The organism is Acuticoccus sediminis (assembly GCF_003258595.1).
GTDB lineage: Bacteria > Pseudomonadota > Alphaproteobacteria > Rhizobiales > Amorphaceae > Acuticoccus > Acuticoccus sediminis.
In genome coordinates this window covers 347,011-366,917 of record NZ_QHHQ01000003.1, presented here as the reverse complement: position 1 = coordinate 366,917, position 19,907 = coordinate 347,011, and the positions used below count along the sequence as shown (strand labels likewise).

Genomic DNA, 19,907 nt, shown 5'->3' with positions numbered 1-19,907 from the left:
CAGGAGAGACACCGATGATCACACTGACGAGCAGCGCCCTCGATGCGGTACGCACCGCCATGTCCAACACCTCCGATCCGGTCGGCGGGCTCCGGATCATGGTGGAGACCGGCGGGTGCGCCGGCTTCAAGTACTCGATGGGCCTCGTGCCCGAACCCTCGCCGGACGACGCGGTGATCGAGACGGACGGCGTCACCGTCTACATCGACGGCAAGAGCCAGCCCTTCCTTGCCGGCACCACCATCGATTTCGTCGTCGCGCTGCAGGGCTCGGGCTTCACCTTCGAGAACCCGAACGCTGCGTCGAGCTGCTCCTGCGGCAAGTCCTTCGGCTGAGGATCGTGATGCTGGAGACCATGAACGCCACATCGCCTGCGACGGCTGCACCGACGGATGCCGAGGCGGCGCGCATCGCCGCAATCAACGCCGTGCTCGACGAGGTCCGCCCCAACCTGCAGCGCGACGGCGGGGACTGCGTGCTCGTGAAGGTGGACGGCAGGACCATCTATGTCCGCCTCACCGGCGCGTGCGTCATGTGCAAGCTCGCCTCGATGACGCTCGAGGGCATCCAGTCGAAGATGGTCGAGCGGCTCGGCGAGTTCGTCCGCCTCGTTCCGGTGATGGGCGGCGTGAAGCTCTAACGCAGCGCCGCTCGCCGCAGCGAGCCGGCGATGCGCCACGTCTGAACAGCGAGCGAGGGGTCCGCCTGTTCCGGTCGGGACCGCGCTCCAGCGGGGAGGCCGCCATGCCGCCGATCTACCTCGACAACAATGCCACGACGCGGACCGACCCCGAGGTGGTCGCCGCCATGCTGCCCTTCTTCGGCGAGACCTTCGGCAACGCCTCGTCGACGCACGCCTTCGGGGCCGGCGTCGCCACCGCGGTGAAGGCTGCCCGGGGCGAGGTGAAGGCCCTGGTCGGGGCCGCGAGCGACGCGGAGATCGTCTTCACCTCCGGCGGCACCGAGTCCGACAACGCCGCGATCCTCTCCGCCCTGGCGGCGGATCCCGGGCGCGACGAAATCGTCACCAGCGCGGTGGAGCACCCGGCGGTCCTGGCCCTCCTTGCCCACCTCGAAAAGACACGGGGGACCCGTGTGACCGTCGTGGGTGTCGACCGCTCCGGCCGGATCGACATCGCGGCCTACAAGGCGGCGCTCGGCCCGCGGACGGCGCTCGCCACCGTCATGTGGGCGAACAACGAGACCGGGACGATCTTCCCCGTCGCCGACCTCGCCGCCCTCGCGCACGAAGCGGGTGCGCTCTTCCATACCGATGCGGTGCAGGCGGCGGGTCGCGTCCGGATCGACGTCGCGTCGGCCACCGTCGACATGTTGTCGCTCTCCGGACACAAGTTCCACGCGCCGAAGGGTGTCGGCGCGCTCTATGTCAGGAAGGGCGTCCCGTACGCGCCGTTGATCCGCGGCGGACGGCAGGAGCGCGGGCGCAGAGCCGGCACGGAGAATGTGCCGGGCATCGTCGGGCTCGGCCGCGCCGCGGCGCTCGCCACGATGCGCATGGCGGCCGAGCTGCCGCGAATCACGTCCCTGCGGGACAGGCTGGAGGCGGGGATCCTCGCCACGGTGCCTGCGGTGGAGGTGCTCGGCGATGTCGCGTCGCGGCTGCCCGGCACGCTCGCGTTCGCCTTCGACGGGCTCGATTCCGAGGCGATCCTCTTCAACCTCGAGAAGGAGGGCATCGCCGCCTCGTCGGGCTCCGCCTGCGCCTCCGGCAGCATGGAGCCATCCCACGTCCTGAAGGCGATGGCGGTCCCGCCGACGGCGCTGGAGGGCGCCATCCGCCTCTGCCTGTCGCGCGAGACGACGGATGCCGAGATCGACCGCGTGCTGGCCGTCCTGCCGCCCATCGTCCGCTCGCTGCAGGAGGCGTCGCCTTTCTGGCAGGAGCGGCACGGTGCCGAGGCGGGGTTACCGGCATGAGCGCATCGCACGCCGAAAAGCAGCCGCGTCCCTCGCTCTGGGCCCTTGTCGCGGAGGACATCGCCTGCGTGAAGGCGCGCGACCCCGCCGCCCGGTCGACGGTCGAGATCGTCCTCACCTATCCGGGTGTCCACGCCGTGGTGTGGCACCGTGCGGCAAGCGTCATGTGGCGGCGGGGCCTGCGCTTTCCCGCACGCGTCCTGTCGTGGTTCGGACGTCTCGTCACGAATGTCGACATTCACCCCGGTGCCACCATCGGCCGGCGCTTCTTCGTCGACCACGGCGCGTGCGTCGTCATCGGCGAGACGGCCGAGGTCGGCGACGACGTGACGCTCTACCACGGCGTGACGCTGGGCGGCACGAGCTGGTCGCCCGGCAAGCGCCACCCGACCCTCGAGAGCGGCGTCCTCGTCGGCGCCGGCGCCAAGATCCTCGGCCCCGTACGCATCGGCGCCGGGTGCCGGATCGGCGCCAACTCCGTCGTGGTGAACGACGTGCCAGCGGGCATGACCGTCGTCGGCATCCCCGGCCGGATCGTGCGCGGTCCCGTGCGGCAGCACTCGGACGGGCGCATCGACCTCTCGCACCACCTCATCCCCGACCCGGTCGGCGATGCGCTCGCGCAGCTGATCGACCAGGTCGACTTCCTCGAGCGCCGCGTGGCGCACCTATCGCGCCGTCTCAAGGGCGGCGAGGCCGACGCCGTCCGTCGCCTTTCCGACCTTTGCGACATCCCCGCCCCACAATCCCCCAAGGAGACGCATCGTGAGCGTGCTTGACGAGTTGTCCCGCCTGTCGTCGGCCGAAGAGTTCTTCGCGCTGCTCGACGTGTCCTACGAGCCCGCCGTCGTCCACGTCGCGCGGCTCCACATCCTGAAGCGGATGGGCCAGCACCTGGCCTCGGCCCAGGCGGAGGGGACGTTCGACGGTCTCTCCGACGAGGACATCCGCCGCCGCTGCCGCGCCTGTCTGGCGGACGCCTACGACGAGTTCGTGACGTCCTCGCCGATCGCCGAGCGGCTCTTCAAGGTCCACCAGGACGCGGTGGCGCCGAAGATCGAGCCCGAGCGTCCATTCGTGCCGCTGTCGGCGCTCGTCGTCGGGCCCTGACAGGTTGTCGGATCTCGAACACACCGCGTTGGTCATCCGCCAGTGTTCGTTGCTTTCGACGCGCAAAACGAACTGAAAGCGTGCCGGGCCCGGGACATCTCGCTGGCACGGCGCTTGCGGAGACCAAGACATCCACCAGCCGGGAACAGCCGGAAGAGGGGTAAACAGAACGATGCATATCGTCGTTTGCATAAAGCAGGTCCCCGATAGCGCACAGATCCGCGTTCATCCGGTGACGAATACGATCATGCGGCAAGGTGTGCCGACGATCATCAATCCGTACGACCTGTTCGCCCTGGAAGAAGCCTTGCGCCTGCGTGACCGCTTCGGGGGCGAGGTCACGGTGCTGACCCTCGGCCCGCCGATGGCCGAGGACTCGCTGCGCAAGGCGCTCGCCTTCGGAGCCGACCGCGCCGTCCTCCTGACGGACCGCTTCTTCGCCGGCTCAGACACGCTCGCCACCTCCTTCGCCCTGTCGATGGCGCTGAAGAAGATCGGCGAGGAGTTCGGCGAGCCGCCCATCGTCTTCACCGGCAAGCAGACCATCGACGGCGACACTGCCCAGGTCGGCCCGGGCATCGCCAAGCGTCGCGACCTCAACCAGCTCACCTACGTGGCGCGCATCGTCGAGGTCGACCCGGCGGCGGGCGAGATCGCCGTCGAGCGCCGCGCCGAGGGCGGGCTGCAGGTGCTGAAGAGCCGGATGCCCGTCCTCATCACGATGCTGGAAGGCGCGAACGAGATGCGCCGCGGCACGCTGGACAACGCGCTGGGTGCCGCCCGCGCCCAGGTCGTGCGCTGGAGCGCGGCGGACGCCGGCATCGAGGACCTTACCAAATGCGGCCTCAGGGGCTCGCCGACGATCGTCAAGAAGGTCTTCGCGCCGACCGCGCGCGCCGAGAAGGCGAAGCGCGTCAACACCGAAGAGGGCAGCACCGCCGAGGCGAACGCCGCTGCGCTCGTGGAGGCGATCTTCACCCGTCAGCCGGACCTGCAGACCGACCTCATGCGGACGGCCGGCAACCACTACCTGCCAGGGGGACACTGATGAGCAACGCGCCGAAGCCGGCCCCCGCGGCCGGAGCAGGGCGGGCCAGCACCAGGAAGGAGCTGCCCGAGCACTTCAAGGCCTACCGGCACGTCTGGGTGGCGATGGAGATGGAGCACGGCAAGGTGCACCCGGTCTCCTTCGAGCTGCTGGGCGAGGGCCGCAAGCTCGCCGACAAGCGCGGCGTGGAGCTCGCCGGCGTCGTGATGGGCGGCGACGGTGAGGAGGTCGCGGCCGCCGCCATCGAGGCGTTCGAGCACGGGGCGGACGTGGTCTACACCATCGTGGATCCGATCCTCACCCACTACCGCAACGACCCTTACACCCGGGCGTTGACGGACCTCGTCAACACGTACAAGCCCGAGATCCTGCTGCTGGGCGCCACCAACCTCGGCCGCGACCTCGCGGGCTCCGTGGCGACGACGCTGCTCACCGGCCTCACCGCCGATTGCACCGAGCTCGCCATCGACGACGAGGGTTCGCTCGCGGCCACCCGCCCGACCTTCGGCGGCTCGCTGCTGTGCACGATCTTCACGCTGAACTACCGCCCGCAGATGGCGACCGTGCGCCCCCGCGTCATGGCGATGCCGGAGCGCGAGCCGGGCCGTCGCGGCCGCATCGTCTCCCACGATCTCGGTCTCGCCGAGGCCGAGATCGTCACAAAGGTGCTCGACTTCATCGCCGACGGCGATTCCGGCAGGGCCGCGCTCCCTTACGCCGACATAGTCGTCGCCGGCGGCCTCGGCCTTCGCTCGGCGGAGAACATGCAGCTCGTGAAGGCGCTCGCGGCGGTGCTGGGCGGCGAATACGGCGGTTCGCGACCGCTGGTGCAGAAGGGCTGGATCACCGCGGACCGCCAGATCGGCCAGACCGGCAAGACGATCCGTCCCCGCCTCTACATCGCCGCCGGCATCTCCGGTGCGATCCAGCACCGCGTCGGCGTCGAGGGGGCCGACACCATCGTCGCCATCAACACCGACCCGAACGCGCCGATCATGGAGTTCGCCCACCTCGCCATCGTCGGCGACGCGGTGAAGATCCTGCCGGCGCTCACCGACGCGTTCGCGCGTCACCTCTCCGTCAACCGGCTCGCGAGCTGAGGAGCGCCAGGATGAGCGAAGAACGGTTTGATGCCATCGTCGTCGGCGCCGGCCCGTCCGGGAACGCGGCGACCTACACCCTCGCCCAGGCGGGTCTGAAGGTCCTCCAGCTCGAGCGCGGCGAGTACCCGGGCTCGAAGAACGTGCAGGGCGCGATCCTCTACGCCAACGCGCTGGAGGAGCTGATCCCGGACTTCCGGGACGACGCCCCGCTGGAACGCCACATCGTCGAGCAGCGGCTCTGGACGATGGACGACAGCTCCCACGTCGGGATGCACTACCGCTCCGAGGACTTCAACGAAGACAAGCCGAACCGCTACACGATCATCCGCGCCCAGTTCGACAAGTGGTTCTCCTCCAAGGTGAAGGAAGCGGGTGCCACCGTCCTGTGCGAGACCACCGTCACCGAGCTGGTGCGCGACGTCCGCGGCAAGGTCATCGGCGTCCGCACGGACCGTCACGGCGCAACCGTGATGGCAGACGTCGTGATCCTCGCCGAGGGCGTCAACGGTCTCGTCGGCCAGCGCTCGGGCCTTCGCGACATCGTCCCGCCGGACACCGTCGCGCTTGCGGTCAAGGAAATGCACTTCCTGCCGCGGGAGGTGATCGAGTCCCGCTTCAACATCAAGGGCGACGAGGGGGTCGTCATCGAGGCGATGGGGACGATCACCGCCGGCATGACGGGGACGGGCTTTCTCTACACCAACGAGGAGTCGGTCTCGGTCGGCATCGGCTGCATCGTCTCCGACTTCGCCGAGAGCGAGGTGACGCCCTACGGCCTCCTCGAGGCGTTCAAGAATCACCCCTCGATCAAGCCGCTGCTCGAAGGCTCGGAGTGCAAGGAGTACGCCGCGCACCTCATCCCCGAGGGTGGCTACCACGCCATGCCGGAGCTCTATGGCGACGGCTGGCTGGTGGTGGGCGACGCCGGTCAGTTCGTCAACGCCGTCCACCGCGAGGGCTCCAACCTCGCGATGACGACGGGCCGGATCGCGGCGCAGACGGTGGTCGCGCTGCACCGCAGGCGCGAGCCGATGACGAAGGCCAATCTTGCCGACTACCGAACGCGGCTCGACGGCACCTTCGTGATGAAGGATCTCAAGAAGTACCGCGGCATTCCGGGTTTCCTGCACCGCAACCGCCAGGTCTTCGATCTTTATCCAAAGCTGTTCTCCGGCGCGATGCAGACGTGGTTCCGCGTCGACGGCGTCGACAAGCGCACCAAGCAGAAGGCGATCTTCAACCAATTCCGCGGCGGCCGCTCGATGCTCGGCCTCGTCGGCGACGCGGTCAAGCTGGCGAGGGCGTGGCGATGACCACGATGGATCCGAAGACACCGGCGAGCCGCGTGAAGGTCGAGGAGAAGCTGTTCCAGAACCGCTATCTCGTCGACGCCGGGCGCCCGCACATCACCGTCCGCCCCCATGACACGCCGTCCAGGGCCCTCAGGAGCCTCGTCCACGCCTGTCCGGCCGGCTGCTACGCCGAGAACGAGAAGGGGCAGGTCGAGATCACCGCCGACGGCTGCATGGAATGCGGCACCTGCCGCGTCGTCACCGCCAAGACCGGCGAGATCGAGTGGAACTATCCGCGCGGCGGCTTCGGCGTCCTCTACAAGTTCGGCTGACGCGCCGCCCCGTCTTCGTCGGCGCCCCTCATGCGCCGCAACCCATGAAGGAGCACGATCATGTCCCTGAAGATCATCAAATCGCAGTGTACCGTGTGCGGCATGTGCGAGTTCGAGTGCCCGAACGCCGCGATCAAGTTCAAGTCGGACACCTACATCATCGATCCGAAGCTCTGCACCGAGTGCGAGGGACACTACGATAGTCCGAAGTGCGCCGAGGTGTGCCCGGTTCCCGACACCTGCGTCCCGGCCTGAGGAGCAGCGTCATGAAGGTGATGATCCGCCGCTCGCCCGAGATGGGCCTGTCGATCTACGTGCCGAAGAAGGACCTCGAGGAGCCCATCGTGGAGACCGAGCACGAGGGGCTGTGGGGCGGCTGGATCCGCATCGCCAACGGCTGGGTGCTGGACCTGCCGGCGATGGAGGAGGCGCCGCGGCTCCCCATCACCGTCGAGGCGAAGAAGCGGGCCGGGGAGGCGACGCCATGACCGGCCTCCTTCCCGACGAGGCGGACGTCGACTTCGCGGACGCGGGCGCCACGCTGGCGGCGCTGGCGCCGCGCATCGCGCAGGGCGAGATCGTGCCCTATCTCGGCCCCGGCGCGCTGGGGGCGGACGCGCCGGTACCGGCCTCGCCCGAGGCGCTGGCGGAATTTCTCGGTGCCAAAGTGGCCCTGCCGGCCCGGGCACGCGGCAACGTCTGGGCGGCGGCGCAGTTCATCGAGAGCCGCCGTCACCGCAACACCGTCACCGCGCTGATGGACGAGGCATTCGCGCCACCCGTGGTGCCGGGGCCGCTCCACGCCGCGCTCGCCCGGATGGGCGCGCCGATGATCGTGTCCACCTGGTACGACGCGGCGATGCGGCGGGCGCTCGCCGAGGCGGGCGCCGACTTCGGCGAGGTGCAGGGGATCACGCGGGCGGCCATCGGCGAGACCGAGTGGTACCGCTTCTACGACGCCGCCGGCGACGAGGTCGCAGCGCCCGCGGCGTGGCGCACGGTCCTCTACACGCCGCACGGCGGCACCCGGCCGGCGCACAACTACCTGATCTCCGACGCCGACTATGTCGAGACCCTGACGGAAATCGACATCCAGACGCCGATCCCCGACATCGTCGCCGAACGGCGGGCCGGGCGGTCGTTCCTCTTCCTCGGCTGCCGCTTCCACGACCAGCTCCTGCGGACCTACGCGCGGCAGATCGCCAAGCGCTCCTCCGGCCCGCACGTCGCCGTGTTCGACCCTGGCACGGCGCTGACGCGAAACGAGAGGCGCTTCCTCGCGGCGGAGGGGATCGTTCCCGTCGCAGCTCCCCTCTTGACACTCGCGTCGGCCCTGCTCCAGCCGGCCTGAGCGCGACGCGCCACGGCGCCTCGACGGCGGCGTACCCACGGGTGCGCCGCCGTTTCGCGTTTGCCGGACACCTGACGCCGGCTTGACGGGACGTGTCGCATGTCGGCGATGTCGCGTTGTCGACGGCGCGACAGTCGTGTCGCACGGGGCCTGTGCCGATGTCGCACCCGGCACGTCGGGTTTGTTTCCAACACGACAGTCCCTGTCGCATCCGGTCCATGGCGTGCCGTCGCATTTAAGAATTCGTCGAGTAAATCTCCGAATTTCTGCTGCTCTTTGGAATGTTTCTCGCTGGCACACCGTCTGCTCCAACGGTTTCGCAAGACATCGGACCGTCGAAGAGCGAGGTACGGATGATGGACTCTCCCGTGAACCATCCCGCCCATGAGGGTGCGGTCGATATCGACGGCATCATGCAGCAGATCGCCGAGCACAAGGGCTGCGGCACCGAAGGCGGCAGCGGCAAGGCGAGCTGCGGCTCCGGCGCCGGGCAGGGCGACCTTCCCACCGAGATCTGGGAAAAGGTCAAGAACCACCCCTGCTACAGTGAAGAGGCGCACCACCATTATGCGCGCATGCACGTCGCCGTCGCGCCCGCCTGCAACATCCAGTGCAACTACTGCAACCGGAAGTACGACTGCGCCAACGAGAGCCGGCCGGGGGTCGTCTCCGAGAAGCTGACGCCCGAGGCGGCCTCCAGGAAGGTACTGGCCGTGGCGAGCACCATCCCGCAGATGACCGTCCTCGGCATCGCCGGCCCCGGCGACCCGCTCGCCAACCCGGCGAAGACGTTCAAGACCTTCGAGCTCATCTCCGAGGTCGCCCCGGACATCAAGCTCTGCCTGTCGACGAACGGCCTGGCTCTCCCGGACCACGTCGACACGATCGAGAAGTTCAAGGTCGACCACGTCACGATCACCATCAACATGGTCGACCCCGAGATCGGTGCGCAGATCTACCCGTGGATCTTCTGGAACCACAGGCGCTACACCGGCGTCGAAGCCTCGCAGATCCTGCACGAGCGGCAGATGCTGGGGCTGGAGATGCTGACCGAGCGCGGCATCCTGGCCAAGATCAACTCGGTCATGATCCCCGGCGTCAACGACCAGCACCTCGTCGAGGTGAACAAGGCAGTGAAGTCGCGAGGGGCCTTCCTGCACAACATCATGCCGCTGATCTCCGCCCCCGAGCACGGCACCGTCTTCGGTCTCAACGGCCAGCGCGGCCCCTCGGCCCAGGAGCTGAAGGCCCTGCAGGACAGCTGCGAGGGCGAGATGAACATGATGCGTCACTGCCGCCAGTGCCGCGCCGACGCCGTCGGCCTTCTGGGCGAGGACCGGTCCGCCGAGTTCACCACCGAGAAGATCATGGACATGGAGATCGCGTACGACAGTGCCGGCCGCAAAGCCTACCAGGAGAAGGTCGAGGAGGAGCGCGCCGCCAAGGTGGCCGCCCGGTCCGAGGAGCTGGAGGCGCTCGCCGGCACCGCCAGCGACATCACCGTCCTGGCGGCCGTCGCCACGAAGGGCTCGGGCCTCATCAACGAGCACTTCGGCCACGCCAAGGAGTTCCAGATCTACGAGCTCTCCACCGCCGGCGCCAAGTTCGTCGGGCACCGCCGCGTCGACCTCTACTGCCAGGGCGGCTACGGCGACGAGGATGCGCTGCCGACCGTCATCCGCGCGATCAACGACTGCCACGCGGTGTTCGTCTCCAAGATCGGCGGCTGCCCGAAGGCGGAATTGACAGCGGCCGGCATCGAGCCGGTGGACGAATACGCCCACGGCTTCATCGAGAAATCGGCGCTCAAGTGGTTCCGCACCTACCTCGAGCGCGTCGCCTCGGGCGAGGTCGAGCACACCCGGCACGGGGACGCCTCGATCCGCCAGGGCGCTCTCATCAACGTCGCGTGAGGGGAGGGCGCGATGGCGTTCAAGATCGTCTCCTCCCAGTGCACGAGCTGCTCGGCCTGCGAGGCCGAGTGCCCCAACGAGGCGATCTCCGATAAGGGGACGACCTTCGTCATCGACCCGGCGAAATGCACCGAGTGCGTCGGCCACTACGACAGTCCGCAGTGCGCCGCGGTCTGTCCCATCGACGACACCTGCGTCGTCGACCCGAAATTCCCCCGCTACCAAGCCGCGTGAGGCCCAGATGAGCTTCGAGCTGACCCGTTCCGCGGAGCGTTTCATCCGCATGATGATCATGGCCGACGGCAAGCCGGGTTCCGGCTTCCGTCTCGCCGTTACCCCGGGCGGCTGTTCGGGACTCAACTCGGACGTCGCCGTCGTCGATGCGCCGGCCGAGGGCGAGCAGGTGGTGGAGAAGGGGTCGTTGCGCCTCTTCCTCAACGCCGAGAGCCGCATCCTGCTCGACGGGGTCACCATCGACTTCGCCGACACTCCGCTCCAGACCGGCCTCGTCTTCCACGACCCGAAGGCGACCGGCTCCTGCTCGAGCCACTGAGATGCTGATGGGCGGCAGCAGCACCCGCATGCACCGATCCGGCCGGATCGTGCCCGCCGTGTCTCCGGGCGCGGCGGACGCATCCGAGGAGGCGCTCGCGGCTGCCGTCCTCCTCGCCGGCGGCCTGCCGGTCGAGGCGCAGGAACATCTGACCGCGGCGGGCCTCGCCTATGCCGACAGCCCCCGCGCGGAGGATCACCTCGCCCGGGCCGACGCCATCGCGCCCGACCACCCGGCGGTGCTGATCGCCCGCTACCGTTACCTCTTCTACAAGGGGCGCCGCAGCGAGGCGCGCGAGGTGGCCGAACGCTGCCTCACCGCCGCGCTCGACATGACCGGTCTCGGTCCCGACTGGCGGGCTCTCTCGCCGGACGACGCCGCCTTCGGGGCGTGGGACGCGGTGCTGCCGCGCTTCCTGCTCTTCTCGCTGAAGGGCTATGCCTACCTTTCCATGCGGCTCGGCGAGCTCGACGTTGCCGAGGAAGCCGTCGCCAAGCTCCTCGAACTCGATCCCGCCGACCGCATCGGCGCGAAGGTCCTCGCCGATGTCGCCGCCAGGGCGGGGAGGGAGGACGACGACGATGAATGAGATCGCCGCCTTCGATTATCTCGGCCGCGCCGTCGATTGCGCCCCCTGTGACCATCGCGACCGCCTCTCCGCCGGGCGCTGCCAGCCGCTCAAGGCGTGCGTCCACGACCGCTACGCCCGGCGCATCGATCGCTTCTTCGCCTGGAACGCGGACCTTGCGAACGACTACCTCGCGCATCCGCATTTCGAGGTCCGCGCGATCGCGGCCAAGTCCGCCGACGTCTTCCGGCTGCCGCGGCTTCTCGACGATCCGGAGGAGACCGTCCGCTGGAACGCCGCCCGACGCCTGCCGCAAGCCAGGATCCTGCTCCTGCGCGCCGACCCGCACCGCGAGGTGAGGATCCGCATCGCCACGCTCCTCGACGGTGACGACCTGACGCCGATGATGAGGGACGAGGACTATTATGTCCGCCTCGTCGTCGCCAAGCGCATCGCCCCGGCGCGGCTCGGCCCGTTGATGACCGACCCCGAGCCAGAGGTCCGCCGGATCGTCGCGCGACGCGTCCCCGACGCATGGCTCCCATCCATGATGGACGACGCGGACGCCGCGGTGCGCCTCGACGTCGCCGCACGCCTCGACGGCGACCTGCTCGCCCGCTTCGCCAGCGATACCGACTGGCGCGTCCGCCACGAGGTCGCGAGCCGTCTCGAAACCCGTCACGAGGGCATCCTCACCCGACTCGCGGAGGACGCCGACGATGTCGTCGCCGAGGTCGCCCGCACCCGTCTGGCCCCAGCACAGAGGAGGATCAGCGCATGACCAACATCGTCCGCGACAGCGACGTCGTCGAACTCGCCGGCCCACCGGTGTTCAACTACGGCGACAAGGTCCGCGCGCGGCGCAACGTGCGCAACGACGGCACCTACGCCGGCAAGGAGATCGGCGACCTCCTCGTGAAGAAGGGCGAGGAGGGCTACGTCGTTCACATCGGCACCTTCCTGCAGCAGTTCTACATCTACGGCGTGGAGTTCCTCGTCAGCGGCAACCGTGTCGGCATGAAGCGCAAGGAGCTCGACGCGGCCTTCGAGGACGAGGAGGAGGACGACATCCTCTTCCCCGGCGAAGTGCGCCCGGTGGAGGTCGCCCGATGACCGACGCCAGCCCGTCCCGCCCGCCGCTCCCGCTCGAGCCGCGCACCCCGAAGTACGACTGGGGGCAGCGCATCGCGTGCCTCGCCGACCTCTACAACGACGGCTCCTATCCCGAGCTCGCCGCCGATGCCCTCCTCGTGCGGGCGGGCGAGAAGGGCGAGATCGTCCGCGTCGGCATGCACACCGACACCAACACGCCGATCTACCTCGTGGAGTTCGACAGCACCCGTGTCGTCGGCTGCACCGAGGACGAGATCGCACCGGTCCACTGAGGGGGCGAGGATGGGACAGGCTCTTCCCGCGTTCGACATCCTCCCGGCGCACCCGAACCCGTTCGACGAGCGCCGCATCCTTCGCGGCCTCCAGGGACGGCGGCGGTACCGCTATGTCGAGCCCGCCATCGTGCCGGTCGTCAACGGCTACCGGATCGAGGCGCCATGCTGCTCGCGCACCATTGATCCCGACGGCGGCGTCATCGACATCGCCCTTCTCGTCCACGACCCGGAGACGGACCGCTGGCGTCTCTACCGCAAGGACCACGCGTTCGGCGAGTGGGACCTCCACGGCATCTACCCGCGCCTCGTCGAGATCCTGATCGAGCTCGCCGAGGACGACGAACGAAGCTTCTGGCAATAGCCCCGGCCCGCGACCGCGCGGGCGGGCGGGCGGAAGCCGCACCCGGCGCGTCGGTCGCGCCGAACCCGACCGCCGAGACGGCACGAAGGAGAACGACGATGGCCATCACAGAGGACGAGATGCGCGGGATCGCCGCCATCCTGTCGGCGCCCGACGCGCGCGAGACCGGCTACGCCACTCTGCGCGGCCGCTATCCGCACATCATGCTCACCCGCTGCGATGCCTCCGACCTCGTGGAAGACCCGTTCCTGACGGTCGGGGCGTTCGACCTCCACCTGGTCGACATGACCGATCACTGCGTGCGCATCACCGCCGATCCGGCCGAGGCCCACGGCCTCGCCCTCGCCCTGCGCCGGGTGCCGGCATGAGCGGCGCGGGCGATGGCCGTGCCGCCCACCTGACGCTCGTCGAGCCGGACGAGGCGGCCCCCCTCGTCGAGGCGGAGGGCCGCATCCTCCTCTCCGACCCGGATGTCACCGCCGCCGAGCTCGAAGCGGTCGAGGCGGTCATCCGTTCGCCGCGCATTTCCGCCGGGTCCGTGGTGGACGCCTTCGAGACCGCTTTCGCGGAGATGCTCGGCCGCCGTTACGCCATCGCCGTGCCGAGCGGCACCATCGGCCTGCGGCTGGTCCTCGACGCCTGCGGGATCGGTCCCGGCGACGAGGTGATCGCCTCGTCATTCTCCTGGCGCGAGGCGGTCCACGCGGTCCGACTCGTCGGCGCGACGCCCGTCTTCGCCGACATCGACTACTGGTCCGGCACGCTCGCCCCGAACAAGGTCGAGCCGAAGATTACCGGGAAGACCCGCGCCATCGTGGCCGGCAACACCAACGGCCATCCGGCGGCGTGGGATGACCTCGCCGGTCTCGCCGCCGCGCACGGTCTCGCGCTGATCGAGGATTCCACCGAGGCGATCGGCTCGCGCTACAAGGGTCGCCTCGTCGGCACGTTCGGCGCCGCGTCGGTGTTCGACTTCGCCCAGCCCGCCGCGGTCACCTGCGGCGAAGGCGGCATGGTCGTCACCGACGACGTCGACATCGCCGTGACGCTCCGCCGCCACCGCGCCCGAAGCCTCGGCGAGCGCACCTCCGTCGTTGCCGGCGCCACTCCGCCGCTCCATGCCATGATGAGCGACCTCACCGCCGCCCTCGGCCTCGCGCAGTTGCGGCGACTGCCGGAGATCCTCACGGCCCGCAAGCGCGTGGAGGACGACTACCTCGGCGTGATGCGCTCCTTCGAGGGCATCAAGCCGCCCTACATCGCCCCCGATGTCACGGAGGTGCACTGGTTCCTCTATCTGGTGCACCTCGGCACGCGCTTCCCGAAGTCGGGCCGCGACGCGATCATCGAGGACCTCGCCACCGAGGAGGTCGAGGCGGCGGCCTATTCGAGCCCGCTCCACCTCCAGCGCCACTACCGCGACCTCGGCTGGAACCGCGGCGACCTCTACGTCACCGAGAAGGTCGCCGACCGGGCCATCGCGCTTCCCTTCCACGCCCACCTCGACGCCGCGGAGATCGCCTTCATCGTGGAGACGATGAAGGACTCCTCGGTCAACGTCGGCGCGGGCGCCGCCATCTACTGACCCGCAGGAGCCCAACCATGACGACCATCACCATCATGCCGTCCGGCAAGACCATCGAAGCCGCCGAGGGCATATCGATCCTCGCGGCACTTCTCGAGAACGATCCGGAGTTTCCGCACAAGTGCAACGGCAACGCCAAGTGCGGCTCGTGCCACATCTTCGTCCAGGAGGGCCGCAAGGGCGTCTCCAGAGTGACCCGCGAGGAGAACGAGAAGCTCGACACGATCGTCGGCGTCGGCTCCAAGTCGCGCCTCGCCTGTCAGGCGACGGTCCTAGGCACCGAGGACATCCGCATCGAGATCCTCGGCTTCGCATCAGGCTTCTGAGGGAGGGCGCAATGGCCGACAACACGATCGATACCGTCCCCGATGCAGTTTCCGGCAGGACCATCGTCCACGTACGTTTCGCGCCGGACGGATCCGTGACCGAGATCTCGGAACGGCCGGCCGCCCTGTCACCGCAGGGCTGGTTCGACTGGCTTTCCCTCCATGCCGGTGACACATATCGTGCCCTGGCCGGCGGGCGGGGGGTCTTCCGCCTCGACGCGGACAAGGTGCCGGCGATGCGTGAAGAGGCGATCGAGACATGAGCGTAGCGGACGACGTCACTCTGGCGGAGCTTACCCTCTACGAGAGACTGGGCGGTGCGAACGCGATCGACCATCTGGTCGACACCTTCTACGCCCAGATGGACACCGTGCCGGAGGCGGCGACGATCCGCGCCATGCACCCGGACGACCTCGGGCCGATCAAGGCGATCCTGAAGCGCTACCTCACCGAGTGGACGGGCGGCCCCAGGCTCTACTCCCCCGAAAAGGGCCACCCGCGCCTGCGCTCCCGCCACGTCGGCTTTCCCATCGGCGAGGCGGAGCGCGACGCGTGGCTGTCGTGCATGCGCACCGCTCTCTCGGTCGCGATCGCCGACGACGTCGCGCGCATCGAGATCTATACCAACATGGCAAAGCTCGCCGACTGGATGCGCAACCTGCCGGGCAACCCCCACGACGCCCGCCGCGCCGGGCACTGAGTCCAGTACCGCGACGGGCTCGGACCGCCACGCGGGGCCTGATCCGGGCCCGGCCGTGTGCTGACGCAGCCAGCAGCCCATCCCGGCAAGATGCGAGACGCCGGCCGGTCAGCCGATCACTGCGGCGGACTTGATCTGCGCCCAGACGGGAGTGCCGGGGCCGAGCGCCAGCGTCTCCATCGAGCGGGCAGTGAGGCGCGACACCAGCGGTGTCTCCCCGTCCATCGCCGGCAGCGTCGTGCCCCGGTCCGCGTTGCCGCCGCCGCGCAGGCGCTCGGGCGATCCGCCGAGGGCGATCCGCGCCATCACCACCGACGGATGATCGCCCGGGGCGCAATCCAGCACTCGCGCCGGGAGCACATTGAGGATGCTGCCGTCGACCGCCCGCTCCAGCGCCAGCGAGACGTCGCGCGCCAGCACCCGCAGCCGGATGCGCGCACCGAGCGGCCGCCCGTCGTCCCGCACCCACATGCTGCCGCCCGGAAAGGCGGCCCGCATCAGCGCCCACCGCGCCTCCCGCTCGACTACCGTCGCCTCGAACGCCACTCCGGAGTCCGATTCCGGGGTCTTCAGACCGACCGCGGCCATCGTCGCGGTCAGCGGGCCGCTGGCGGCCACGCGGCCGTTGTCGAGCACCACCAGATGGCTCGCGAGCCGCGCCACCTCGTCCGGCGCGTGCGTGACGTAGAGGATCGGGATCGACAGCGTGTCCCGCAGGTGCTCGAGGTAGGGAAGGATGTCCCGGCGGCTCTGGTGGTCGAGCGCCGACAGCGGTTCGTCCATCAGGAGGAGGCGCGGGCTCGTCAACAATGCCCGTGCGATCGCGACCCGCTGACGCTCTCCGCCCGAGAGCTTGCCGGGTGCGCGGTCGAGGAGATGCCCGAGCCCCAGCCACGTCACCGCCTGCTCGAACCAGATGCGCCGGTCGCACCCGGGGACGCGCCTTTCGCCATAGGCGAGGTTGGCGCGGACCGAGAGGTGAGGGAAGAGGCTCGCCTCCTGGAAGACGTACGCGAGCGGGCGGCGATGGACCGGCACGAACCGCCGTCCGTCCTGCCACACCGCCCCGTTGACGCACAGGCGCCCCGCGGCCCGTTCCAGTCCGGCGACGCATCGCAGCGTCGTCGTCTTGCCCGACCCCGAGTGGCCGAACAGCGCCGTCACCCCCGTCCCCGGCAGGGCGAGCGAGACGTCGAGATCGAAGGCGCCGAGCGTACGGCGGAACATGGCTTCGATGGTCATCTGCGGCGCTCCTGAGGGGGGCGGGTGAGGTCAGCGGCCGCGATCGACGTCGCGGCGGTTGAGGGCGTGGAGTGCGATGAGGACAGCGAATGCGAAGGCAAGCATCCCGGCCGACAAGCGGTGCGCGCCGGCATAGTCCATCGTCTCGACATGATCGTAGATCGCGACCGACATGACCTTGGTCTCCCCGGCGATGTTGCCGCCGATCATCAGCACCACGCCGAACTCGCCGACCGTGTGGGCGAATGTCAGCACCGCGGCGGTGAGAAAGCCCGCCCGTGCGAGCGGCACCGCCACCGTGAGGAAGCGGTCGAACGGGCCCGCCCGCAGCGTGGCGGCCGCCTCCATCGGCCGCTCGCCGATCGCCTCGAACGCATTCTGAAGCGGCTGCACGGCGAACGGCAGCGAGTAGAGCACCGACGCCACGACGAGGCCGGCGAAGGTGAACGGCAAGGTGCCGAGACCCGCCGCCCGCATCGCCTGCCCCACCGGTCCGGTGGGGCTGAGAACGATGAGGAGGTAGAAGCCCAGCACCGTCGGCGGCAGCACGAGGGGCAGGGCGACGATCGCCGTCAACGGCCCCTTCGCCCAGTGCCGCATCCGCGACAGCGCCCAGGCGATCGGCGTGCCGACGAGAAGCAGGAGCACCGTCGTCACCCCGGCGAGCTTCGCGCTCAGGAACACCGGGGTCCAGTCGAACGCCACGGCGCTACTCGTGGGCCGTCAGGAGCGCGACGTCCTCCGGCCCCGACGGGAGGCCGTAGCCGTGCCGGGCGATGATCTCACGTGCGGCATCGCTCGAAAGGAAGGCGAGGAAGGCGCGTGCCGCTTCGCTGGCCTCGCCCGGCTTCAGGAGCACCGCCTCCTGCAGGATCGGCGAGTAGAGCTCGGCCGGGATCTCCCACAAGGTCCCCTTGGCGCCGTCCCACGCGATCACCTGCGACGCGGCGACGAAACCCGCCTCGGCGTTCCCGGTCGCGATGAACTGGAAGGCCTGGGTGATGTTGTCGCCCGTCACCAACTTGGCGGCGACCGCAGTGGCGACGCCGAGCTTCTCCAGCACCTCGAGCGCCGCCGCGCCGTAGGGCGCCGTCTTCGGATTCGCGATCGCGACGTGCGCGAAGTTACCCGCAGCGAGGTAGGCCGCGCCGTCATCGAAGGCACCGGACGCCGCGCTCCACAGGACGAGCCGGCCGCTCGCATAGGGGAAGCGCGTGCCGGCAACGGCGAGGCCGTCGGCCACGGCGCGTTCCGGCTTCTCGGTGTCGGCCGACAGGAACACCTGGAACGGCGCGCCGTGGCTGATCTGTGCGAAGAGCTTGCCGCTTGAGGCGAAGCTTGGCGACACGGTGTGCCCCGTCGCCTCCTGGAAGGCGGCGGCGATCTCGCGCGTCGCGTCCGTGAAGTTGGCGGCGACCGCGGCGATCACCTCGTCGGCCGCCGCCCGCCCGGGCGCTCCGAAGAGGAGGGCGGAGGTGAGCAGGGCTGCGGCGGCGGCACGGGCCGAAGTGAGAGCGAGCATGGGCATGGCTCCTTGGCGACAGGTGAGGGACCGGCCGGCGTCATTCCCGCCGGCATCCGGCGAGCGCTCCACCGCAAGCGCCGGGCCAGCGGCAAAGCCCCGGACCGTGCGGGGCGAGCGGCCCGAATTGTCCGGGACCCGACAGACGCCTCCGACATTCGTGACAAGATGAACGAAAGACGACACAAATATCGCGGTGAGATACGATCGCCGAGCACCGCAGATCAGCAGATTTCTCAGGATCGGTGATAGAAGAAATATTGACGATATTAGATTTGGCGCTTGATCTTCGGGTCGGGGAGCGACAACGATAGGGTCCGTCGCGAGGTGCGATGCCGCCGCGCCGGCGGGCGAGCGTCGGCTGCCGGACGGTCCGGGCCGCCGGTGTGCGGCAGTCGGGACGGGCGTGGCCCAACCCACCAGGTGTGTCCATCGATGGGGAGAGCGGCATGATCGTGTGCCACTGCAACGTCATCAAGCGCGCCGAGGTCCAGGCGGTGATCCGTCAGATCATGGCGGACGATCCCACCCAGGCGCTCGAGCCGCACTGCATCTACCGCGTCCTCAACAAGCGCGGCCGGTGCTGCTGCTGCTTCCCGACCGTCTGCCGCATCGTCGACGACATGCTCGCCGATGCGGTGACCGGCGCTGCCGTCCTCATGCCGCTCGCCGGCCGCGACGAGGCGATCCCGCTCGGCGGGACCGCATGAGGTCCCCGGCGGCACCCCCGCGCTGAAATCAGAAACTTTGAGTGGCTGGACTTAAACTTGTTCCAGCGTTGAAATATGACAATTGGATGAACGGCCCGGCCCACGGACCGGACCGATGGCGCCGACTGCAAGGAGTGGTGATGAAGGGTAGCGAACGGGTCCTCGAGCGATTGAACCAGGCCCTGTTTCTGGAGCTGGGCGCGGTCAATCAATACTGGCTGCACTACCGGCTGCTGGACGACTGGGGCCTGACCAAGCTCGCCAAGAAGGAGCGGGCCGAATCGATCGAGGAGATGCAACACGCGGACAAGCTGATCGACCGCATCATCTTCCTCGAAGGGCACCCGAACCTGCAGACGGTCGCGCCCCTGCGCATCGGCACCAACGTCAAGGAGGTCCTCGAGGCGGACCTCGCCGGCGAGTACGAGGCGCAGAAGACCTACGCCGAATCGCGCGAGATCTGCCACCAGGAGCGTGACTACGTCTCCAAGGAGCTGTTCGACGCGCTCCTCGCGGACGAAGAGGGTCACATCGACTTCCTCGAGACCCAGCTCGACCTTCTCGGCAAGATCGGCGAGGAGCGCTACATGCTGCTCAACGCCGAATCGGCGGACACGGCCGAGTAACGGACGCCGGGGCCCGGCGGGGCCGGTGCCGGGTGGCGGCCTTGCCCGTGTGCCGCGCCCCGACACCGTCCAACCCTCCCGGCCCACCGTCGGCCGGCCCGGCACATCGGGCCGGCGTAACTTGCGCCCCCCACGTTGGCGCTCGGGCCGCCGCACCCTGCCGGCCTTGCTGACGCCGACCCAGTTCGTGGCGCATCGCGCTCTCCCCGTCTCCAACACCTGGCCTCCGGCGGAAGCGC

At 69.2% G+C, this 19,907-nt stretch carries 30 protein-coding genes; 27 read left to right on the top strand and 3 right to left on the bottom strand.

Annotation, left to right across the window (positions count from 1 at the left end; genetic code table 11):
• Nucleotides 1-14: 14 nt before the first annotated feature.
• The 25 genes from DLJ53_RS15960 (at nt 15) to DLJ53_RS15840 (ending at nt 15,568) form a co-directional block, all read left to right on the top strand.
• Nucleotides 15-335, top strand: a complete 321-nt coding sequence (locus DLJ53_RS15960) for a HesB/IscA family protein (protein ID WP_111346947.1) — start codon at nt 15-17, stop codon at nt 333-335.
• 8 nt (nt 336-343) lie between these two features.
• A complete protein-coding gene (locus DLJ53_RS15955; RefSeq protein WP_111346945.1) occupies nt 344-640 on the top strand; it encodes a NifU family protein in 297 nt (98 codons plus the stop codon).
• A gap of 104 nt (nt 641-744) precedes the next feature.
• Entirely contained in the window at nt 745-1,938 is a 1,194-nt protein-coding gene (gene nifS, locus DLJ53_RS15950; protein WP_111346943.1) for a cysteine desulfurase NifS, read from the top strand.
• Nucleotides 1,935-2,717, top strand: a complete 783-nt coding sequence (gene cysE, locus DLJ53_RS15945; protein ID WP_111346941.1) for a serine O-acetyltransferase — start codon at nt 1,935-1,937, stop codon at nt 2,715-2,717. Before nifS ends, cysE begins: the two co-directional genes overlap by 4 nt.
• Complete coding sequence (gene nifW, locus DLJ53_RS15940; RefSeq protein ID WP_111346939.1) at nt 2,704-3,048, top strand: nitrogenase stabilizing/protective protein NifW; 345 nt, start codon at nt 2,704-2,706, stop codon at nt 3,046-3,048. The genes cysE and nifW overlap by 14 nt, the downstream gene beginning before the upstream one ends.
• Before the next feature lie 172 nt (nt 3,049-3,220).
• Nucleotides 3,221-4,096, top strand: coding sequence for an electron transfer flavoprotein subunit beta/FixA family protein (locus DLJ53_RS15935; protein ID WP_111346937.1), 876 nt, complete (start codon nt 3,221-3,223; stop codon nt 4,094-4,096).
• The gene (locus DLJ53_RS15930) at nt 4,096-5,196 is read left to right on the top strand and encodes an electron transfer flavoprotein subunit alpha/FixB family protein (RefSeq protein WP_111346935.1); all 1,101 of its coding nucleotides are present in this window, start codon (nt 4,096-4,098) and stop codon (nt 5,194-5,196) included. Before DLJ53_RS15935 ends, DLJ53_RS15930 begins: the two co-directional genes overlap by 1 nt.
• A gap of 11 nt (nt 5,197-5,207) precedes the next feature.
• Nucleotides 5,208-6,512, top strand: a complete 1,305-nt coding sequence (locus tag DLJ53_RS15925; protein ID WP_111346933.1) for an FAD-dependent oxidoreductase — start codon at nt 5,208-5,210, stop codon at nt 6,510-6,512.
• A 5-nt stretch (nt 6,513-6,517) separates the two neighbouring features.
• The gene (locus tag DLJ53_RS15920) at nt 6,518-6,823 is read left to right on the top strand and encodes a ferredoxin family protein (RefSeq protein WP_111347823.1); all 306 of its coding nucleotides are present in this window, start codon (nt 6,518-6,520) and stop codon (nt 6,821-6,823) included.
• Between the two features lie 60 nt (nt 6,824-6,883).
• Nucleotides 6,884-7,078, top strand: coding sequence for a 4Fe-4S binding protein (locus tag DLJ53_RS15915; protein WP_111346931.1), 195 nt, complete (start codon nt 6,884-6,886; stop codon nt 7,076-7,078).
• Nucleotides 7,079-7,089: 11 nt separating this feature from the next.
• A complete protein-coding gene (nifT, locus tag DLJ53_RS15910) occupies nt 7,090-7,311 on the top strand; it encodes a putative nitrogen fixation protein NifT (RefSeq protein WP_111346929.1) in 222 nt (73 codons plus the stop codon).
• Nucleotides 7,308-8,174 (top strand): SIR2 family NAD-dependent protein deacylase, encoded by an 867-nt coding sequence (locus DLJ53_RS15905; protein WP_111346927.1) that lies wholly within the window; start codon nt 7,308-7,310, stop codon nt 8,172-8,174. The genes nifT and DLJ53_RS15905 overlap by 4 nt, the downstream gene beginning before the upstream one ends.
• Before the next feature lie 356 nt (nt 8,175-8,530).
• Nucleotides 8,531-10,087 carry a nitrogenase cofactor biosynthesis protein NifB gene (nifB, locus tag DLJ53_RS15900; protein ID WP_211100616.1) on the top strand — a complete coding sequence of 519 codons (1,557 nt, stop codon included), beginning with the start codon at nt 8,531-8,533 and terminating at the stop codon, nt 10,085-10,087.
• Between the two features lie 12 nt (nt 10,088-10,099).
• On the top strand, nt 10,100-10,321 hold the full coding sequence (locus DLJ53_RS15895) for a YfhL family 4Fe-4S dicluster ferredoxin (RefSeq protein WP_111346923.1): 222 nt from the start codon (nt 10,100-10,102) through the stop codon (nt 10,319-10,321).
• A 7-nt stretch (nt 10,322-10,328) separates the two neighbouring features.
• Nucleotides 10,329-10,640 carry a HesB/IscA family protein gene (locus tag DLJ53_RS15890; protein WP_111346922.1) on the top strand — a complete coding sequence of 104 codons (312 nt, stop codon included), beginning with the start codon at nt 10,329-10,331 and terminating at the stop codon, nt 10,638-10,640.
• Between the two features lie 7 nt (nt 10,641-10,647).
• Nucleotides 10,648-11,229 (top strand): tetratricopeptide repeat protein, encoded by a 582-nt coding sequence (locus tag DLJ53_RS15885; protein ID WP_202913188.1) that lies wholly within the window; start codon nt 10,648-10,650, stop codon nt 11,227-11,229.
• The gene (locus DLJ53_RS15880) at nt 11,222-11,989 is read left to right on the top strand and encodes a 4Fe4S-binding leucine-rich repeat protein (protein WP_111346920.1); all 768 of its coding nucleotides are present in this window, start codon (nt 11,222-11,224) and stop codon (nt 11,987-11,989) included. Before DLJ53_RS15885 ends, DLJ53_RS15880 begins: the two co-directional genes overlap by 8 nt.
• The gene (locus DLJ53_RS15875) at nt 11,986-12,321 is read left to right on the top strand and encodes a nitrogen fixation protein NifZ (RefSeq protein ID WP_111346918.1); all 336 of its coding nucleotides are present in this window, start codon (nt 11,986-11,988) and stop codon (nt 12,319-12,321) included. The genes DLJ53_RS15880 and DLJ53_RS15875 overlap by 4 nt, the downstream gene beginning before the upstream one ends.
• A complete protein-coding gene (locus DLJ53_RS15870; RefSeq protein WP_111346916.1) occupies nt 12,318-12,593 on the top strand; it encodes a nitrogen fixation protein NifZ in 276 nt (91 codons plus the stop codon). Before DLJ53_RS15875 ends, DLJ53_RS15870 begins: the two co-directional genes overlap by 4 nt.
• Before the next feature lie 10 nt (nt 12,594-12,603).
• On the top strand, nt 12,604-12,957 hold the full coding sequence (locus DLJ53_RS15865; protein WP_111346915.1) for a DUF3024 domain-containing protein: 354 nt from the start codon (nt 12,604-12,606) through the stop codon (nt 12,955-12,957).
• A gap of 98 nt (nt 12,958-13,055) precedes the next feature.
• Entirely contained in the window at nt 13,056-13,325 is a 270-nt protein-coding gene (locus tag DLJ53_RS15860; protein ID WP_111346913.1) for a hypothetical protein, read from the top strand.
• On the top strand, nt 13,322-14,542 hold the full coding sequence (locus DLJ53_RS15855; protein WP_111346911.1) for a DegT/DnrJ/EryC1/StrS family aminotransferase: 1,221 nt from the start codon (nt 13,322-13,324) through the stop codon (nt 14,540-14,542). Before DLJ53_RS15860 ends, DLJ53_RS15855 begins: the two co-directional genes overlap by 4 nt.
• A 17-nt stretch (nt 14,543-14,559) precedes the next feature.
• Complete coding sequence (locus DLJ53_RS15850; RefSeq protein ID WP_111346909.1) at nt 14,560-14,868, top strand: 2Fe-2S iron-sulfur cluster-binding protein; 309 nt, start codon at nt 14,560-14,562, stop codon at nt 14,866-14,868.
• 11 nt (nt 14,869-14,879) lie between these two features.
• A complete protein-coding gene (locus DLJ53_RS15845) occupies nt 14,880-15,131 on the top strand; it encodes a hypothetical protein (RefSeq protein WP_111346908.1) in 252 nt (83 codons plus the stop codon).
• Nucleotides 15,128-15,568 (top strand): group II truncated hemoglobin, encoded by a 441-nt coding sequence (locus DLJ53_RS15840; RefSeq protein WP_111346906.1) that lies wholly within the window; start codon nt 15,128-15,130, stop codon nt 15,566-15,568. Before DLJ53_RS15845 ends, DLJ53_RS15840 begins: the two co-directional genes overlap by 4 nt.
• A gap of 108 nt (nt 15,569-15,676) precedes the next feature.
• Here the strand turns inward: DLJ53_RS15840 and modC are convergent, their stop codons facing one another.
• Genes modC through modA form a run of 3 tightly spaced genes read right to left on the bottom strand, consistent with a single transcriptional unit; the run spans nt 15,677 to nt 18,332 of the window.
• Complete coding sequence (gene modC / locus DLJ53_RS15835) at nt 15,677-16,810, bottom strand: molybdenum ABC transporter ATP-binding protein (protein ID WP_111346904.1); 1,134 nt, start codon at nt 16,808-16,810, stop codon at nt 15,677-15,679.
• Between the two features lie 30 nt (nt 16,811-16,840).
• Entirely contained in the window at nt 16,841-17,515 is a 675-nt protein-coding gene (gene modB / locus DLJ53_RS15830) for a molybdate ABC transporter permease subunit (RefSeq protein ID WP_111346903.1), read from the bottom strand.
• A 4-nt stretch (nt 17,516-17,519) separates the two neighbouring features.
• Nucleotides 17,520-18,332 (bottom strand): molybdate ABC transporter substrate-binding protein, encoded by an 813-nt coding sequence (gene modA / locus DLJ53_RS15825; protein WP_111346901.1) that lies wholly within the window; start codon nt 18,330-18,332, stop codon nt 17,520-17,522.
• 449 nt (nt 18,333-18,781) lie between these two features.
• On the opposite strand from modA, the gene DLJ53_RS15820 reads away from it, so the two are divergent.
• The gene (locus DLJ53_RS15820) at nt 18,782-19,042 is read left to right on the top strand and encodes a (2Fe-2S)-binding protein (protein WP_111346899.1); all 261 of its coding nucleotides are present in this window, start codon (nt 18,782-18,784) and stop codon (nt 19,040-19,042) included.
• Nucleotides 19,043-19,182: 140 nt separating this feature from the next.
• Nucleotides 19,183-19,668: a bacterioferritin gene (gene bfr / locus DLJ53_RS15815; protein ID WP_111346897.1), complete on the top strand. Its 486-nt coding sequence runs from the start codon at nt 19,183-19,185 to the stop codon at nt 19,666-19,668.
• Nucleotides 19,669-19,907: the final 239 nt, after the last annotated feature.

Coding starts and splice junctions, on each gene's coding strand:
- DLJ53_RS15875 (WP_111346918.1), top strand. CDS start 11,986: ATGACCAACATCGTCCGCGACAGCGACGTCGTCGAACTCGCCGGCCCA.
- modC (WP_111346904.1), bottom strand. CDS start 16,810: ATGACCATCGAAGCCATGTTCCGCCGTACGCTCGGCGCCTTCGATCTC.
- DLJ53_RS15885 (WP_202913188.1), top strand. CDS start 10,648: ATGGGCGGCAGCAGCACCCGCATGCACCGATCCGGCCGGATCGTGCCC.
- modA (WP_111346901.1), bottom strand. CDS start 18,332: ATGCTCGCTCTCACTTCGGCCCGTGCCGCCGCCGCAGCCCTGCTCACC.
- DLJ53_RS15890 (WP_111346922.1), top strand. CDS start 10,329: ATGAGCTTCGAGCTGACCCGTTCCGCGGAGCGTTTCATCCGCATGATG.
- DLJ53_RS15820 (WP_111346899.1), top strand. CDS start 18,782: ATGATCGTGTGCCACTGCAACGTCATCAAGCGCGCCGAGGTCCAGGCG.
- DLJ53_RS15930 (WP_111346935.1), top strand. CDS start 4,096: ATGAGCAACGCGCCGAAGCCGGCCCCCGCGGCCGGAGCAGGGCGGGCC.
- nifT (WP_111346929.1), top strand. CDS start 7,090: ATGAAGGTGATGATCCGCCGCTCGCCCGAGATGGGCCTGTCGATCTAC.
- DLJ53_RS15860 (WP_111346913.1), top strand. CDS start 13,056: ATGGCCATCACAGAGGACGAGATGCGCGGGATCGCCGCCATCCTGTCG.
- DLJ53_RS15955 (WP_111346945.1), top strand. CDS start 344: ATGCTGGAGACCATGAACGCCACATCGCCTGCGACGGCTGCACCGACG.
- DLJ53_RS15865 (WP_111346915.1), top strand. CDS start 12,604: ATGGGACAGGCTCTTCCCGCGTTCGACATCCTCCCGGCGCACCCGAAC.
- DLJ53_RS15850 (WP_111346909.1), top strand. CDS start 14,560: ATGACGACCATCACCATCATGCCGTCCGGCAAGACCATCGAAGCCGCC.
- DLJ53_RS15960 (WP_111346947.1), top strand. CDS start 15: ATGATCACACTGACGAGCAGCGCCCTCGATGCGGTACGCACCGCCATG.
- DLJ53_RS15915 (WP_111346931.1), top strand. CDS start 6,884: ATGTCCCTGAAGATCATCAAATCGCAGTGTACCGTGTGCGGCATGTGC.
- DLJ53_RS15870 (WP_111346916.1), top strand. CDS start 12,318: ATGACCGACGCCAGCCCGTCCCGCCCGCCGCTCCCGCTCGAGCCGCGC.
- nifS (WP_111346943.1), top strand. CDS start 745: ATGCCGCCGATCTACCTCGACAACAATGCCACGACGCGGACCGACCCC.
- DLJ53_RS15880 (WP_111346920.1), top strand. CDS start 11,222: ATGAATGAGATCGCCGCCTTCGATTATCTCGGCCGCGCCGTCGATTGC.
- DLJ53_RS15845 (WP_111346908.1), top strand. CDS start 14,880: ATGGCCGACAACACGATCGATACCGTCCCCGATGCAGTTTCCGGCAGG.
- DLJ53_RS15895 (WP_111346923.1), top strand. CDS start 10,100: ATGGCGTTCAAGATCGTCTCCTCCCAGTGCACGAGCTGCTCGGCCTGC.
- cysE (WP_111346941.1), top strand. CDS start 1,935: ATGAGCGCATCGCACGCCGAAAAGCAGCCGCGTCCCTCGCTCTGGGCC.
- DLJ53_RS15920 (WP_111347823.1), top strand. CDS start 6,518: ATGGATCCGAAGACACCGGCGAGCCGCGTGAAGGTCGAGGAGAAGCTG.
- DLJ53_RS15840 (WP_111346906.1), top strand. CDS start 15,128: ATGAGCGTAGCGGACGACGTCACTCTGGCGGAGCTTACCCTCTACGAG.
- DLJ53_RS15905 (WP_111346927.1), top strand. CDS start 7,308: ATGACCGGCCTCCTTCCCGACGAGGCGGACGTCGACTTCGCGGACGCG.
- DLJ53_RS15925 (WP_111346933.1), top strand. CDS start 5,208: ATGAGCGAAGAACGGTTTGATGCCATCGTCGTCGGCGCCGGCCCGTCC.
- nifB (WP_211100616.1), top strand. CDS start 8,531: ATGGACTCTCCCGTGAACCATCCCGCCCATGAGGGTGCGGTCGATATC.
- DLJ53_RS15855 (WP_111346911.1), top strand. CDS start 13,322: ATGAGCGGCGCGGGCGATGGCCGTGCCGCCCACCTGACGCTCGTCGAG.
- bfr (WP_111346897.1), top strand. CDS start 19,183: ATGAAGGGTAGCGAACGGGTCCTCGAGCGATTGAACCAGGCCCTGTTT.
- DLJ53_RS15935 (WP_111346937.1), top strand. CDS start 3,221: ATGCATATCGTCGTTTGCATAAAGCAGGTCCCCGATAGCGCACAGATC.